Genomic DNA, 15,899 nt, shown 5'->3' with positions numbered 1-15,899 from the left:
GCTGTTAGCTTTCGCTCGGATACAGATTAAGGCTGCGAAGTTCCCTTTCAGTTTGCGCTTTTAGCCCTTCCAGAGTCTTGCCGTGGGGCGCCGGTTCCCGGGTCTCGGGATCAAGCTTCACGAACACGATGTCATCCGCCAGACAAATGGTTTTCTTGGTCGCTTTGTTTCGTACCAGGCAGGTAACCGTGATGGAAGTTCGGCCCACAGACTGAGTTTCAAGACCAAACTCCACAATATCCCCCTGCATTGCCGGAGATTCAAAAGAGATTGCCCCTATGTGCTTAGTAACCAGACAATTGGTTTCAAGCTGGCAGATAGCGTATATGGCTGACTCTTCATCAATCCATTCCAGGGCCCTGCCGCCAAATAAGGAACCGGCATAATTAAGATCACTGGGCATTACCAGTCGCCGGGATAAAAAGCGCATTCGTATTCCTTTTTAATAGTGGTTAAAATTGCATTTTTAATTATACGTTAATTCAATATGGGTGTTCATGGCTTTTGAGAGCGTACTGGAATGGATACGCCTGCCGCTGCAGCACGACACGCGTGAATTTCGGCGCCAGCTCTTAATCATCAGCGCCGGACGTGATTGGTGCTACAGGCAGGCAACCGCTTTAATAGCCCTATTGAATGAGGAGCACAAAATCTGCGTGCTCGGTAACCTGCCCGATGCCGGTGATATCCAACGACCAGTGCGCCTTTATCGCAACGTATTGGGGCAGGAGTACGACATCGTGATTTACGATGCCTTTTGTGACTTTCGCCCAAATGCGCTACTTGCCCTTTCCGGCACACTTAAAGGTGCGGGCAGCATGATTATCCTGTGTCCGCCATTTGACGACTGGCCCAGACACCGCAGCACCGCCCCCCCACATTTTTTAAGCTTTGGCCATATACTCGAACGAAGCCGCACAATAGCGAGCTTTGTTACCGGACTTAAATCAGAGACCCATGTTTCAATATGGCAGGAAAACAACCTGAAACTGGCTCCTCGCCGAACTTCCGATAACCATCAATACCGTAAAGACAACTTTGCAAATTCGGAGCAGGCCCAAGTCTATCAGGCTATATTGGCAGCATTCGATACCCATTCCCGGGTAGTAACATTATCTGCCCCCCGAGGGCGTGGGAAATCCTATTTACTTGGTCTGATAGCACAGCAATTCCTGAACAGGGGTACGAATGTCACCTTGGTTGGCCCCCTACAGGATTCAACCAACAGTTTCTTTGCCGCATTTTCTACAACAACCCATCAATACCGCATGTTAACCAAGCGATGTTATGAACACACTGGCACCAAAGCACGGGTCACCTGGCTGGCTCCAGACAACCCAAAAATGTTAAACCAGACTCATGCAATGTTAATCATTGATGAAGCTGCATCACTGCCTTTGCCAGTACTAAAAGCACTTTGTCCAAAAGGTGAAAAATTGCTGCTTGCCACTACAACCTCCGGTTACGAGGGTTCCGGCCAAGGCTTTTTGACCCGTTTCATACCTTGGCTGAAACGCCGTTATCAGATTGCAGGTTTTGAACTAACCGCGCCGATCCGCTGGTCAGATAACGACTTTATCGAACCATTTCTAAACCGATGGCTTAACTATGAATCAGCAAGCCGAGAGCTCCCTGCACCATCCGTTGAAACTTTTCGAATCCGCTGCCTGCCCTTTTCCGAAATGGATGATGCGCTGCTGCTGCAAACAATGAGTTTGCTCAAAATCGCGCACTACCAGACCACTCCAGACGATATGATGCGACTTGCAGATTCACCCGACAGCCTATGTATTACCATGGAACAGGGTGAAAGGCTGATTGGGGCGGCCGCTCTAAGCGTCGAAGGCGGTTTCAAACTGAAAGAAGTTGCTGACGGCATTGCAAGCGGCAAGCGCAGGGTTAAAGGCCACCTTGGTGCCCAGGCTCTAGCACTAATCAGTGCGGACCCAGCCATAGCATGCCTTAACTACTGGCGAATAAATCGCGTTGCGGTAGTTCCTTCCCTGCAACACAAGGGTCTCGGGAGCCAACTGTTGGCTCACATTACTGAGCTGGCCCGAACACAAAACATCGACGCGGTCATCACGTCATTCGGCGCAACCAGACCCCTTATTCGTTTTTGGGAAAGAAATAATTTTGGTATCTACCGCATTGGTCATAAACCTGATAAATCCAGTGGAGAAAAGAGCATTCTAATGGGCATGAGCACCGGCAGGCTAAACCACGATTACATTACCGCCCTAGGATGCTATGACGCACAGAATGGCTATGGTGCGTCTTTAAATGGCACACATTCCACAATTATAAACGGCGCTCAATTTACCCACCCAATAGCCGAAGCCTTGCATCTGAGGCGAGTTAAACAGTTCGTTGCAGGCTTCCGTAATCTGGAACAGATGGGAGGAAGCGGATTTTGGATCGCTTATCGCACCTCGGTGAATACCCGGGTTTCCCCAATAATTGCAGATACGTTCCTTAACCGGTTAACAATCCCCGAACTGGTGAAACGACACCGGATGAAGGGACACAGGGAGTTTATAAATGCTATACGATTGGAACTAAAACGCGTTTACCCCGATTTGTTCAGCGGTGAATCTTGAAAAATACGCAGACACAAAAAAGCCCCTTAATCAGGGGCTTTTTTCATCTAAACGCGATTATAAGGAAATACCGCGGTTCTTTGCTTTTTCCTTGATATAAGGTTCCCATGCAGCCGCGTTACGGCGTATGGTTTTGTCTTTCTTCGCTTCAACTACGTGCTCATAAGCACCTTTAAAGTCACCCGCGTAGAAATTCGCTTCCATCAAAGAGAAGTGGATTTTACCCACATCGTCCGCACCACGCTCAAGGGCATTCTGCAATGCCTTGATGGCTCCTTTGTAATCTTCCGCAACCAGCAGCAAGGTGCCCTGCTTACGGTAGTACTCCGGATCCTGAGTTTTTTCCGCAGCTTTTGCATAATAGTTAGCTGCAGTCACATAATCTCTGGACTGGTGATAGGAGTTAGCAATATTTGCCAGCATTTCAGCATCGTCTTTCAACATGCCTGAAGCGACGTGCTTTTCCAAAAGCTTGGCAGCTTTGTAAGGAATATCATTGGTCGAGTACAACTGTGCCAATGCCTTGATTTGGTTTTCCTTATCAAGGAATCCACGCTGATACGCAATCTCAAACGTAGACAGTGCCTTCTTGTAGTCTTCCACCAGCATGTAGAACAACCCAAGCTGCGACCACCAACGACCCGTTTCAGGGAAATGGCGAACCAGTTCTTCTGCTACGGCTACCGTTTGAGGGTACATCTTACGTTCATAGAACGAAGTAAGCTTCAGGACGTACGGATTCTTGTTGGGCTCTTCGTACAAAGCAATGGCTTTGTCCAGTGGCTCAATCATTTTATCCAGCTGTTTGGACTCGTAAAACGCCTGCCCCATACGAGTGTAAACGTCAGGATCCTGTTTACAGGTAAACTCCATCCATTTGTCGTACCACTTTACGGCATCAGTGTACTTCTGCTCCTGCATACTCAAATCACCCAACAACTTCAGTGTTTGAGAATGTTCGGTATCGTTCAGTACTTTTGGTTCAACGGCACTTTTCAGATATCCAAGTGCCTTTGTACCCTCGCCTTCCTTTGCTGCAAGCAAATTACCGATGAAGCGACCAACGTAAGCCTTATCAAAATCATCTGAAGGATCAATGTCGATCAGAATTTGCAAAGCTTCGTCTACCAGGTCCTGGTTGTATGCTTCAAAAGCCGCGTTAACCTTCTTACCAGTACGCTCGCCAACCAGCTGCGTTTTACCGCGCTCGTAACCCGGGCATTCAACCGGCAAAGCAGACTGTGCCAGGACTGCAGGAGCGGCCAGTACAGAGCCAACTCCCATCACCAAAGCAACGGCTGACATTTTGAATGTACGTTTCATCATGATCATTGCTCCAGTTTAAAGTCCAGCTGTACGAACATGTTTTCCTGTCGAACAGCCTTACCATCTACAATTTTAGGCTTGTATTTCCACTTGCGCAGAGCACGACGTGCTTCACGATCGAAAATACGCTTGGGGTCGGCATCAAGTACTTCAATGTCTTCGACTCCACCCACCTCGTTGATGGTGAACTGAAGCCTTACCCAGCCTTCTTTGCCATCACGCGCAGCTTCAGGCGGATACTTTGGATCGATACGAACGATTGGTGTTGCTTCACCGTCGCTCTGCATTGCACCCACTGCACCAATGTTAATGCCTACGCCTCCGGTATCAACCTGTGGAATATTGAGGCTAAAACCGTCGGTATTAGGCTCAGCTTCCTCTGGTTCAACAGGCTGCATTTTCGGCGGCTGCTGTGGCGGAGGCGGTGGTGGAGGCGGAACACGGGTACGTGTCTGTACGTCGTCGTCCGGCTCCTGCATGACGATATCAATTACCGGTGCTTCCGGCACTTCGTCTGCCGGGCGGGCAGAGTTTTCAATCAACTTTGCCATCAACACAAACAAACCAAATGCTACAGCAGCACCTATTAATATAGATACGATAAATCGTGCCATCTTAACCCCTTGCTGCTACCGAAACGCGATCAATACCTGCCGCTTTCACCTGGTCCATGATTTCAACAACCAGGCCATGCTTGGCTTTTACGTCAGCCTGTATGATCACATAATCTGTGGGCTGCTCGGTCAACAATCGCTCTAAATTTGCTCTAACGCTGTCCGGTGACACTTCACGCTTGTCCAGCCATACATCGCCATCTTCAGTGATGGCGATAAATATGTTGGCGTTCTTATGAAGTACCGCTCGGCTCGCGTCAGGCTTATTCACTTCAATCCCCGCTTCCTTAACGAAAACGGTGGTGACGATAAAGAAGATCAGCATGATAAACACGATGTCCAACATGGGCGTCATGTCAATCTGTGCATCTTCTTCCTCGGTTCTGACTTTTCGAGCCATAATCTCTCTCTCTAATGATGTGGCAGGCTGTCAACCAGACCTTCTTTCGCCAGCTTCACCTTCGCTTCGAGACGTGAACTGATAAACAGCCCTGACAACGCAGCAACCATTCCCGCCATTGTCGGGATTGTTGCCATTGAGATACCTGCTGCCATAAGACGGGCATTGCTGGTTCCCTGGGTTGCCATTGTCTCAAAAACACCAATCATACCGGTTACCGTACCCAACAGGCCGATAAGCGGACACATTGCTACCAATGTGCGAATGATTAGCATTCTAGCGTTCAGGTCATTTGACGCCTGAGAAATCCACGCGTCACGGATTCTATGCGCATACCATGATGTGGTATCACTGCGGGCATCCCAATTGGCGATAATTTGCTTTTTCACCTTTGGGAATACCCCAGTTAAATACCAGTAACGCTCAATCATTAAAACCCACATGAGAAAGAGCGCGGCAGCAACGAAGTAAAGTACGTCACCGCCAGTAGCGATAAAGTCCCTGACCGATTCCCATAATCCAATCAGGTAACCCATATTACGCTTTCTCCGCCTCGGTATGAGCAGCTACGATACCCGCAGTTTGCTCATCCAGAATGTGAACGATAGATTTGCTGCGAGACGCCACAATGCTGTGAGTCAGAATCAGAGGCAGAGCCGCAATAATACCCTGAGCAGTAGTTACCAGAGCCATAGAGATACTTCCGGCCATCATACGAGGGTCACCAGTACCGAACAGAGTGATGGTCTGGAACGTTGCAATCATACCCAAAACCGTACCCAACAGACCCAACAGAGGAGCGATAGCTGCAAAAATCTTGATTACGTTGATGCCGCTTTCGATAGAAGGCAGTTCTTTCAGAATTGCTTCGTCGAGTTTCAGCTCCAGATTTTCTGCGTCTGCATCTTTGTTGTCTTTATAGACCTGCAGAATACGACCCAGTGGGTTGCCAGAAGAAGGGTTACCTGGGTTTTTCAGCTGTGAACGGATTTTGCCACCCATTACAGTCAGAGTTACCAGTTTGTAGATACCGATCAGCAAACCAATTACCAGCATACCGGTAATCACGTAACCTACTACACCACCCGCGTGATAACGCTCAGACATGGTTGCTTTCTGCTTCAGCAGGCCCAGAATGGCGCCTTGAGAAGGGTCAGCATAAAAAGGTACGAAGCCCGATTTGGTATCCAGCAAATCTTGTGCTGAACCTACCAGGTGGCTGTCAGGTTGGCGACCCAAAGGCTGAACAACTTCGTTTTCTACGTCGTACGTCAGGTAACCATTTTCACCAACCAGGTTAAAGGTACCTACACGAACAACTTCCTGCTCACTTGTACCGCCATCCAGGTTTACAACCTGAGTATTGAAACGTACAACCTGACCAGACTCAGTCATTTCAGTTTGCAGTGCAAACCACAGGTCTTCCAGTTCATGAATATTTGGCAGACCTTTAGAGTCTTCAGACATTTCCGCAAGGAAGTCGTCACGGCCAGGATACTGGGCGCTGACGATTGAAATGGAAATACGGCCGTAAGCTTCAGAAGACGCCTGACGAACTACACCGAACATTTCACCCAAGGTACCGGTTGCCTGATCCAGCTCTGCAGCCTTGTCGTTCATGGTAACTTCGTTGTCGGAGAACTGCTTCTGCAGGCGATCACCACGATCCTGCTCTGCCTTCAGTTGTGCCTGGGCGTTGCGCAACAACGCTTGTTTGTCAGCACGCTCAGAACGGAACTCAGCTTCACGCTGTTCGTTAATACGTGCTTCAGAAACACGGTTTTTCTTAACTTGCTCAAGCAGGTCCTGCAGGCTAGCCGCTTCCTGAGCCTGGGCTCCGGTTGCCAATACCGCTAACGACGCAGCGGCGACGAGAGATTTAAATACTGGTTTCATTAAAACTTACTCCGCTGCTTTGATAGGTAGTTTGATGAGGTCAGGTGGAATGACGTTGTTGGCCATTTTCACTGCATCAACAACTGCGTTCAGATATTCTTCACCCAGTTCTTGCCAAACGCGGGCGTCGTTATCCCAAACCCAAGCATGGTTTTGATCAAGAGACAATGCCATCAAAGCGGTACGGCCAAGATTGAAGAAATCAACTGTAACTTCAGTGCCACTTACGTCAATGGTGCCCTGATAAGATTGGATACGTGTGCCGTATTCTACTTCTACCAGATAAGCTTCGATAACCTGACGAAACTGCTCGGATACAGTAACGTTTGAGTTGGCCATCAGGTCACGCAGGCGTGAAACACGCTCACGACGCTCGTCGATGTTGATTGGAACGTCCAACTCAATGAATTTCTCTAAGCTGTCGATCATGCGGAACATCAAAGGAACGATACCTTGCTTGGTTTCTTCGATGCTGTCGATTTGACGTTGCAGAGAATCAATGCTGCGTTGCTGATCAGCAACCAGGCTGGCAATGTAATCGTTGTAGATTTTCAGATTTTCAGTTTCGTCAATAACCTGACGATACTCAACCAGCAAATCCTGTGACTGTTCGAATAACGCGTTGATTTTTTCTTGAGATTTTGCTGCTGCCGTGTGGATCTTAGCTTCTTCGTTATGAAGATCGCTAAGAAGGTCTGCAGAGACGGCTGTACTAGCTGTCAGTGCAAATGCGCCCATGACAGTAGAAGCAATAAGAGTTCTCTTGCTCATTTTGGACATAGTTCCCAACCAATTTCTTATTTGAATCCTCGCTACGGAGAAAAGTTCCGGGCAAGGGGCGTATTAAAACTTTTACAATTTTCGTTGTAGGAAGGTAGCCGTTGCCATGACTCGGTCAATGCTACGAACATCCAATAGTCACATGGAATAGCGGAAGGAGTCAAGTAACCTGCTTTTAACAGCATTGCCTACACAGACAACTGCTTAAGCGATAACCACCTTTTTAAAAAATCGGCCTAAATTATAGCCTAATCCGCACCAGTTCCCAGCAATGTTCGCCAACTCCTACCTAACGATAGCAAAGCCGACATACATCATTTCTATGTAATATCGTTCACATGTTTAACAATTATTGAATCATCAATGGGTGAAAGCTGGCTGAAATCTGTCAGCACAATAGATAAAGAATGGTGAAACATGCGGTGTGATGAGAAAAGCGCTTTTGAAATGGTGTTACAGCTTAACTAACGGCAAATATAAAAAGCCCCTCAATAAGGGAGGGGCTTTCATGTCACTGATGACTGAATGGCATCCAATAGAGACACTCGGTCAGTTTAAATACGTTTAAAATGCATTTATTCCAGTTCGAGGACAATCGCTAATTAAAAGCGCGCCTCTACACCAACATACCAGTAAGTGCGAATTGCATCGTAAACGTCAGCAGCAGTGTTAGTACCAGTTACATCACCTGGGATGCCCTGGCCAAGTACTGGCGGCTCTTTGTCAAAGATGTTGTCGATACCGGCGTAAACTTCGTACTTCCCTTCTGCATCAAGCACGTAGCGCGCTTGGATATCGTGGTAGAGGTAAGTACCAATCTCACCGAAGTCCAGGCGATCATTTTCAATGTTTACGCGGTCGATATAACGGGTAGACCAGTTAACAGTCAGATCTTCCCACTGATAAGTGAGGCCCGCGTTAACACGCAGATCAGGCACACCAATTTCACCCTGGCTGTCAACAGGCTCTCCACCTATGAACGGAGTATACTCGTTCTTGGTTGAGTAGCTACCAATAACATTGGCGCGCAGGTTACCTGGGCCAACATCTATGCTGTAGTCTACTGCAAAGTCAATACCTTCCGCTTCAAATTGCGCAGCATTGATAGCCAATGCATCAATACGAAGTACAAGACCGGTATTCGGGTCACGACTTACCAGGTCACAGAAAGGATTGTCTGGGAAGCTGGACTGTCTGACACACTGGTCAACGGTGGTTTGCGCAGTGAACGTAGAAATCGCATCATCAATCTTGATGTTGAAGTAATCCACAGTAAGGTTGAGGTTTTCTATCGCAGACGGTGAATAAGCAAAACCAAAGGTCACAGTTTCTGACTCTTCTTCATGCAAATCAGGGTTACCGGCAGCCAGGCCGCCAGCACTGCGGATGTTCATCGCAAATGGATCCAGTGTCGCTGTGCCAGGAATGGTCGCACAGTTCGCCTGAACCTGGGTAGACTCCGCTGTGTAGACATCATCCGGGTCACCAGATGCACTTACACCGCCCGCGCCACCGAGAGCACATGGGTCAACAAAGTTACGGAAAGTTTCGCTGCCTGGATCGTACAGTTCATCGATGAACGGAGCACGAACCGCAGTTGAATAACCACCACGTACTTTCAGGTCTTCAATAGGCTGCCAATCCACAGCAATCTTGGTTGCGTCTGCGCCACCAATGGTGGAATAGTCAGCATAACGATAGGCCAGTTCAAGACCCAAGTAATGCATCAAAGGAGCGTCAGCAAAAATAGGAACAATGGCTTCTGCAAAGTATTCCTGTACCTGGTAGTCACCAGTCACGTTAGGCGTAGTGTTACCTGTAGTCAGACCTGTCTGTGCCAGGGCATCTGAGTTGAAGCTACTCTCTTCAGAGCGTCTTTCGTAACCGAAAGCAACTCCCAGGTCACCGGCTGGCAGCTCAGCAACAATACCGGTTACAGTTGCTCCGAATACTTGCTGCTCCATACGAGAAGTGGTTTGTGGTTGAACCGCTACGTAGTCCAACGCAGCACCATCCACAGTCCCTTCACCGAAGAAGTTAATGGGCACACAGCCCAGGCTGCGGGCAAGCGCGTCGGCACACTGAACCGTACCGTCTTCAAGCACTTCGGTATCCAATGCCTGCAATACATTGAACGCGTTAGCAACACCGGTGTTTACCTGGTCTTGCCCCATCTTACCGTACTGATAATAAACCTCGTAATCCCAGTAATCGTTGATGATGCCTTCTACACCAACGGCTGTTCTGAATACACGGCGTTGAGTGTCGGAACGACGGTTGTCCAGTTCGGTGAAGCGGCGAAACATAACCAGCTCTGTTGCGTCAGGGTCAAGCGCCAGGGCCGCATCGCGCAGCTCATCAGGCATAAACGCGTTGTCAAGGGGCATTCTCACGTTTGGAACACCGCCCACGCTGATGAACTCACCCATGATGGTCGGTTCCAGGCTGGATTCAGAGGAAACGTCAGAGTAGGCTGATTCACTGAAAAAGTTTAAGTGCTCATTTACTTCGTAATCAACGTTCGCATTGAACTGAATACGCTTGGTAGGAACACGAATCAAGCGGCGTGCGTTACGGTTAAAGCCGTCTTCAGCAGCAACAAAGGGTTTATTCCACAGGCCGGTATCTTCGTCCAGGGTGGTAAGCTGGTTACCAATAAAGAAGTTACCTTTGGGGCCAAAAGAGCTGTTCACAGCATCGGCTTCTGAAATTTTACGATCAGTTGCTTTCAGTATTCCACTGTCGCTGATTCCGCCGTAAATGATGGCGTTACCTTTGTCGCCGTCGAAATTACCGCCTGCCATGAAGGAGATATCACGTTCGATACCACCACCTTCAACTGAATCGCCATAACGGGCGTGCACGTTCAAGCCTTCAAAATCATCTTTCATGATGAAGTTGATTACGCCGGCCATCGCCTCAGAACCGTAAACCGCAGATGCACCACCGGTTACGACTTCGACACGGTCAATCATATCCATAGGGATCATGCTGACATCAACAACAGGACTGCCCGCAAGGCCACCAACGTGACGTCGGCCGTTTACCAGGATCAAAGTTCTGGTAGAACCCAAGTTACGCAGGTTAACAGTGTTCACACCTGTAGCAACGGTTGAGAAGTTAGAGTTAGTATCGGAACTTCCCGGCACACCCGCTGAAGGAAGTTCGTTGATGAACGACTGGATATCGTTTACACCAGAAATTTCAAGAACTTGCTCATCGAAAACATTGATTGGAGAAGTTGCTACAAGGTCAGTACGTGCAATACGAGAACCGGTTACGGAAATCTTCTCAACTTTCTCTTCTTCTATTGCATTCTCTTCCTGAGCCAATGCCGCAGTTGACGCAACCATTGATGCAGACAGTGCACCAAAAGCCATAGCCAACTTAACTGACTTAGCCAGTTTAGTATTTTTATACATGTATAGTCTCCCTGGACCACTAATTTAGATAGTTAGTGTGTGTTTTTGAATCGTTTCAACGACTTATTATTTTAAGGTCGAAGCCTCGCATTGATAATAACCACATCGCAACAAAAGCGTCAACTTACTACAGGCCGCATTTCGCCGAGAAAAGCATCAATCAGGCAAATAAATACAACCCTTTGTGTAAAGAATAAATTACACAATTTTTAAAGGTGATTTTTAATATTTTGGTTTACATATAGTTAGTAAGCAAACCCGTCCTATTCATACAAAAAACCAACAATCTGACTGACTGTGTTTTGTACTGGAAACTTAATTTTTTTCAGCAAAAATTGAGAAGGTGGCTAGGGATTATCTTTGCTCAGGCCAAAAAATGCACTTAGCAGGCTATTTTTGAAGCAAATGCGTCGCGCAAAAAATAAGCAGTTGAACTATTCCTTTCAACTTGCATTACCGAGTGCCCGCTTGTCACTCATGCTCTTTGTTGACACTCCTTTTCGGTTGTTGCAAAAAAAAACCGCTCAAAATATGTGAGCGGCTTTTAAAGTCGTTAATACAGAAGATGCTTACAGTTTAACGTTCACACCCGCAAAGAATCTGCGTCCCAATACGTCATAGGTGTAAGGATCGGTATTGGAATCATTATTCCCTGTGTAGTATGGCGGTTGCTTGTCCAACAAATTGTTAACGCCAGCGCGCAGGGTAACTGTATCGTTCAGATAGTAGTTTGCGCTCAGGTCATGGTAGACCACACCTGGCGTGCTTGGTGCCAGACAACTGTCGTCGTTCAGACAGGAGAAGCTATCCATTCCTGCAATATAACGGGCATTGTAGGTTGCATCCCAGTCGTTACCGGTCACATTGAGTTTCAGGTTGGTTTTAAAATCAGCATATCCGCCTGAACCTGAGGTAATCAGGCCAGCATAATCGACAGGCGCACCAGTTACCTGAACAACGTATTCATCCAGATAAGTCGTATCCAGAGACGCTTTCCAATCCAGACCAGCTGCTTCGAAAGCGTACTTCACGTTTACGTCAACTCCGGATGTCTTTTCAGAACCAATGTTTTGCAACTGGTTGTTGAAACGGATTCGTCCGGTTGCATCAATGCGCACGTTGGCCGACTGACACAATGCTGTACCTGTATTCGCGGTTGATGCCAGACACTGGTCAACGATGAATTGGTCGTCCACAGTCGCGATAGCATTAGAAATATCGATGTTGTAGTAATCGACGGTCATCGACACGCCATCGATGAACGAAGGTTCAAACACCAGGCCAAAAGTCAGGGTCTCGGCTTCTTCCGGAGTCAGCATTGAGTTGCCACCCACGGTCACTTCCGCCTGGTCCTGGGCTCCTGGGTAAGTCACCCGCTCAAATGAAGGAGAATTACCAGAGTAGAGTTCATCTACTGTCGGAGCACGATAAGCGGTCGACGCTACACCACGGAACATAAACTGGTCATTCACGGTCCAGGTAAAGCCCAGCTTCCAGGTGTTATCGCTGCCGAATGTGCTGTAATCAAACGCGCGAACAGCGGCACTGACTTCCACATTTTCAGCCAAAAATTGACCTTCGAGCACTGGCAACGCAAGCTCAAGATACGCTTCGTTGACATCAAAACCACCTGCAGTGGGTTCCACTTTAGGATCGTTGGCCAAACCTTGGGCAGTCAATGAATCCGGAATGAACCAGGCCTTTTCGCTGCGATGTTCAAATCCGGCAGCAAAGCCTGCGTAACCGGCTGGCAATTCAAACAGTTCACCAGATAAGGAACCACTTAGCATAAACAACTGGCTACCGCCGGAATTTTGCTCCGTGTACAGATAATCCTGCATGTTTTCCGTTGTCCATGCCGCCTGATCAATCGGATTGAAGGCGCCGGTTGCAATGTCGTCCTGAATAGACCCCATGTTGTGCAGGTTGGTCAAACGGTCAACGGAATCGTTGCGGCCGAAGTTTGCAGAGAAATCCCAGTAGTATTCACCAATGGCACCCTCGGCTCCGATCACAGCACGAACCGTATCAACAACCTGTGAAAAATCACGGGTACCGGTATCAGACATACGGCGGCCATAAGAAATCATGTCGCCATAAGCGTAGTTGGTTTCAGTGAATACAGGGTTACCCTGCGCATCCAAAACAAATTCACCGTCCTCATCACGAACCCCCTGGTCCCAGGTTTGGCTCAGAAGCGCATCACCCATCGACTCAGTGTATTCAAAATCAAACCACACTGGCTGAGGCGCCATCTGTTGCTCTGACCAGCGTTTGGTATAGGTAAACTCAGCAAACAGTTTGGTGTCGTAGTTCAGTTCATAATTCGCAATACCCGTCAGGTTCAAGCGCTCCATTGGAGTAAACAGGTAGCTGTCCTGACTGAAGTTAAACCGATCAGCGTCGGTGAAACGATGGTACTGGCCACCAAGACCACTAATACCATTGTCAACAGCCAGGCTTTCCTTTTTGTCGTTAACGTTGGAGTTCCAAATATGACCACCTTCGGCGTAGTCTGATCCAGCACAGAACAAACCATTGTCGCCTTCATCCAGAGGACACTCGGAAAACTTGCGATCAGCCTGGCTTGCGTCGCCACGGTCGGTGTACTGAATACCCAGAACAAAGTTACCGCGATCGGATGAGCCGCCCAGAGTGATATCGAACGAACTTTCCTGCGCGTCACCTTCTCCGCTGATGGCACCGTTGTAGTTGGCTTCTAGACCTTCAAAATCATCTTTGAGGATCACGTTGACAACACCGGCAACCGCGTCAGTGCCGTAAACCGCAGAAGCACCGTCTTTCAGCACTTCGATCCGGGCAATCATGGAAACAGGAATGGTATTCAGGTCAACGGTGGAAGCAGCACCGGTGCCGGAATTGATCATACGACGCCCGTTGACGAGCACCAGTGTACGCTGGCTGCCCAAGCCCCTCAGATCAATGCTGGCATTACCGCCAGAACCATTGTTGATGCCAGGGTTCGTCATTGCTCCACCCATTGCAGTTAATTTCTGCAAAACACCATCGACACTGGTTGCGCCCAGAGCCGCAATATCATCGGCCCCCAACATGGTAACGGGGCTCGCTGTTTCGGTATCTGAACGCTTGATGCGTGAACCGGTTACGGAGATTTTTTCGAAGTTTTGAGCGCCTTCAGAATCCTGCGCGAAAACGTTGGTACTAAGAGAGATGCTAGATACTGTACCAATTAAAATGGCACGTCTTATCGCATAGGATAATCTAGTTTTTGAATGCATATTGAAATTCCCAGTATCACCACTTGAAGTGACTGTTTTTTTAATTAAATAACTAGCCCATCCTTAGCCACGTAAAATCCGGCGGCGGATCCTACACGTTGAAAATAGGAATAATCAATACACAGAATGAAATTGGGTTTAAATCAGATTTAAACTTACAAAAATTTAACAGGGAAATTAAAAAAATCGATCTTTTTCGTTTATTTATAGAGCAATCCCACACAAAATTAGCAATCAATCAAATAGTCTTATCGATAGTGCTTACTCACAAACATCAGAAAATAAACCTAAGAAATAAAAACAAATATCAAATAACCAATCGCTATAAAAAATAACAAACAGCCGCCACCCACATTGAAATAACGGCCCGATAAAATACAATTAATTTTAATTAAAAAATTAACTTTTACCCTGACTAAGATAAAAGCCCAAATATCGGCTAATCGCATCAGGGAGTGGAGGAAGCATACTTTTGGGCAACAAAAATGTCGCCATGTTGAAAAAGTCGAGGAATATACGGTTCGATTCTGTGGTCTTTTTAAGGTAGTGGTGCCCGGATGAACCTCCGGTGCCTATTTTTGTTCCCAGCATACGCTGAACCATCATCGCATGCCGGTAACGCCAAATGGTTAGCTTTTCATCAATTTCAGTGAGCGCTGTAATAACCTGAAATGGCAGGTTAAATATGGGCTCTTCGGAATACTGCTTAATAAACAGAGCGGCGAGCATGGCTTTGTGGCTCAGCCTGAACTTACCCTGTTCCCTGAGTTTGTTGTAGTTTTCCTGCATAAACAGAGCATCAAAATTGTCCCGGGTGCTCTGCCAGTCCCTGAGTTCCTGTTCCCGTTCAGTATCAGACAAGGTGGTATTGGTAACTATGGTTTGTCTGTCATCTGAGAGCATTGTGTCAGTGGCCTGCTGGTAGTATTTCCAGAAGTCAAAGTCGTTAAATTTCAGCAAAGGCATTCTCGCAAGCCACTCATCAACCAAATCAAATAAGCTTGGTTTCGCCTCCAACCCTTCCAGCAGTTCACGATCGGCATCCTTTAACCGGGAATAGAAACTTTGTTTATCGAAATCTATGCGAAATTCCCGTTTTAACCCAAGAGAAATTTCAAGACGCTTGAACTGAATACTCTGAAATCCGGACGCTGGCACCAAATAATCACGAAAGGCCAGAAACTGCTGTGGTGTCATGGTTTCCATCACACTGATTTGATCATTCATCAACTGTTGAATCTGGATGATTCTGTTCAGCCTGTGAACCACTGAAATAAGGGCCTGATCGGGGATGGAGTCCTGTGCAAAAGCATCTATCACAGAATTCAGTTCATGAAGGACCTGCTTAAACCACAACTCGTAGACCTGATGCACGATAACAAACAGCATCTCATCATGGGCTGGTTCACCGTAACGGGTGCTCTGTAGAGATTGCGCGGACAGAATTTTATCAAGTTGCAGGTAATCGCCATAATAGACGGGAGAAATATTTCTTTTCATGCTTGTTGATTTTTACAGTAGGGTTACGGGTATTTTACCACTCAGCCTTCGATGTCGACAGACACGGCAAAGCTGCATACTGCTGTTATGAGCTCGAATGG

The 15,899-nt window shown here is 47.5% G+C and carries 11 protein-coding genes; 1 reads left to right on the top strand and 10 read right to left on the bottom strand.

The genetic code is table 11. The features are described from left to right. Positions 1-4: 4 nt before the first annotated feature. Positions 5-430: an acyl-CoA thioesterase gene (locus DXV75_RS10995; RefSeq protein ID WP_115593468.1), complete on the bottom strand. Its 426-nt coding sequence runs from the start codon at positions 428-430 to the stop codon at positions 5-7. A 67-nt stretch (positions 431-497) separates the two neighbouring features. Between DXV75_RS10995 and DXV75_RS10990 the strand changes: the two genes are divergently transcribed. Continuing rightward, on the top strand, positions 498-2,600 hold the full coding sequence (locus DXV75_RS10990; RefSeq protein WP_115593467.1) for a GNAT family N-acetyltransferase: 2,103 nt from the start codon (positions 498-500) through the stop codon (positions 2,598-2,600). A 57-nt stretch (positions 2,601-2,657) separates the two neighbouring features. On the opposite strand, the gene DXV75_RS10985 is transcribed toward DXV75_RS10990, so the two are convergent. From DXV75_RS10985 to DXV75_RS10940, 9 genes are all read right to left on the bottom strand, one after another. After that, positions 2,658-3,926 carry a tetratricopeptide repeat protein gene (locus DXV75_RS10985; protein ID WP_115593466.1) on the bottom strand — a complete coding sequence of 423 codons (1,269 nt, stop codon included), beginning with the start codon at positions 3,924-3,926 and terminating at the stop codon, positions 2,658-2,660. A gap of 2 nt (positions 3,927-3,928) precedes the next feature. Beyond that, the gene (locus DXV75_RS10980; protein WP_115593465.1) at positions 3,929-4,540 is read right to left on the bottom strand and encodes an energy transducer TonB; all 612 of its coding nucleotides are present in this window, start codon (positions 4,538-4,540) and stop codon (positions 3,929-3,931) included. Position 4,541: 1 nt separating this feature from the next. Further along, positions 4,542-4,940 (bottom strand): ExbD/TolR family protein, encoded by a 399-nt coding sequence (locus DXV75_RS10975; RefSeq protein WP_115593464.1) that lies wholly within the window; start codon positions 4,938-4,940, stop codon positions 4,542-4,544. A gap of 11 nt (positions 4,941-4,951) precedes the next feature. After that, a complete protein-coding gene (locus tag DXV75_RS10970) occupies positions 4,952-5,476 on the bottom strand; it encodes a MotA/TolQ/ExbB proton channel family protein (protein ID WP_115593463.1) in 525 nt (174 codons plus the stop codon). Position 5,477: 1 nt separating this feature from the next. After that, the gene (locus DXV75_RS10965) at positions 5,478-6,836 is read right to left on the bottom strand and encodes a MotA/TolQ/ExbB proton channel family protein (RefSeq protein ID WP_115593462.1); all 1,359 of its coding nucleotides are present in this window, start codon (positions 6,834-6,836) and stop codon (positions 5,478-5,480) included. Between the two features lie 6 nt (positions 6,837-6,842). Then, positions 6,843-7,607, bottom strand: coding sequence for a DUF3450 domain-containing protein (locus DXV75_RS10960; RefSeq protein ID WP_115593600.1), 765 nt, complete (start codon positions 7,605-7,607; stop codon positions 6,843-6,845). A 611-nt stretch (positions 7,608-8,218) separates the two neighbouring features. Further along, positions 8,219-11,038: a TonB-dependent receptor plug domain-containing protein gene (locus DXV75_RS10955; protein ID WP_115593461.1), complete on the bottom strand. Its 2,820-nt coding sequence runs from the start codon at positions 11,036-11,038 to the stop codon at positions 8,219-8,221. A 569-nt stretch (positions 11,039-11,607) separates the two neighbouring features. After that, positions 11,608-14,298: a TonB-dependent receptor plug domain-containing protein gene (locus tag DXV75_RS10950; protein WP_181898406.1), complete on the bottom strand. Its 2,691-nt coding sequence runs from the start codon at positions 14,296-14,298 to the stop codon at positions 11,608-11,610. Between the two features lie 399 nt (positions 14,299-14,697). After that, complete coding sequence (locus DXV75_RS10940; RefSeq protein WP_115593459.1) at positions 14,698-15,798, bottom strand: tryptophan 2,3-dioxygenase family protein; 1,101 nt, start codon at positions 15,796-15,798, stop codon at positions 14,698-14,700. Positions 15,799-15,899 lie beyond the last annotated feature (101 nt).

It is taken from the genome of Alteromonas aestuariivivens (assembly GCF_003367475.1).
Taxonomy (GTDB): domain Bacteria; phylum Pseudomonadota; class Gammaproteobacteria; order Enterobacterales; family Alteromonadaceae; genus Alteromonas; species Alteromonas aestuariivivens.
The sequence above is the reverse complement of the archived record's forward strand: the minus strand, read 5'-3'. Positions and strand labels throughout refer to the sequence as shown.

Excerpts from the sequence above, each read along its gene's own strand:
- DXV75_RS10995 (WP_115593468.1), bottom strand. The coding sequence starts at position 430 with ATGCGCTTTTTATCCCGGCGACTGGTAATGCCCAGTGATCTTAATTAT.
- DXV75_RS10990 (WP_115593467.1), top strand. The coding sequence starts at position 498 with ATGGCTTTTGAGAGCGTACTGGAATGGATACGCCTGCCGCTGCAGCAC.
- DXV75_RS10985 (WP_115593466.1), bottom strand. The coding sequence starts at position 3,926 with ATGATGAAACGTACATTCAAAATGTCAGCCGTTGCTTTGGTGATGGGA.
- DXV75_RS10980 (WP_115593465.1), bottom strand. The coding sequence starts at position 4,540 with ATGGCACGATTTATCGTATCTATATTAATAGGTGCTGCTGTAGCATTT.
- DXV75_RS10975 (WP_115593464.1), bottom strand. The coding sequence starts at position 4,940 with ATGGCTCGAAAAGTCAGAACCGAGGAAGAAGATGCACAGATTGACATG.
- DXV75_RS10970 (WP_115593463.1), bottom strand. The coding sequence starts at position 5,476 with ATGGGTTACCTGATTGGATTATGGGAATCGGTCAGGGACTTTATCGCT.
- DXV75_RS10965 (WP_115593462.1), bottom strand. The coding sequence starts at position 6,836 with ATGAAACCAGTATTTAAATCTCTCGTCGCCGCTGCGTCGTTAGCGGTA.
- DXV75_RS10960 (WP_115593600.1), bottom strand. The coding sequence starts at position 7,607 with ATGAGCAAGAGAACTCTTATTGCTTCTACTGTCATGGGCGCATTTGCA.
- DXV75_RS10955 (WP_115593461.1), bottom strand. The coding sequence starts at position 11,038 with ATGTATAAAAATACTAAACTGGCTAAGTCAGTTAAGTTGGCTATGGCT.
- DXV75_RS10950 (WP_181898406.1), bottom strand. The coding sequence starts at position 14,298 with ATGCATTCAAAAACTAGATTATCCTATGCGATAAGACGTGCCATTTTA.
- DXV75_RS10940 (WP_115593459.1), bottom strand. The coding sequence starts at position 15,798 with ATGAAAAGAAATATTTCTCCCGTCTATTATGGCGATTACCTGCAACTT.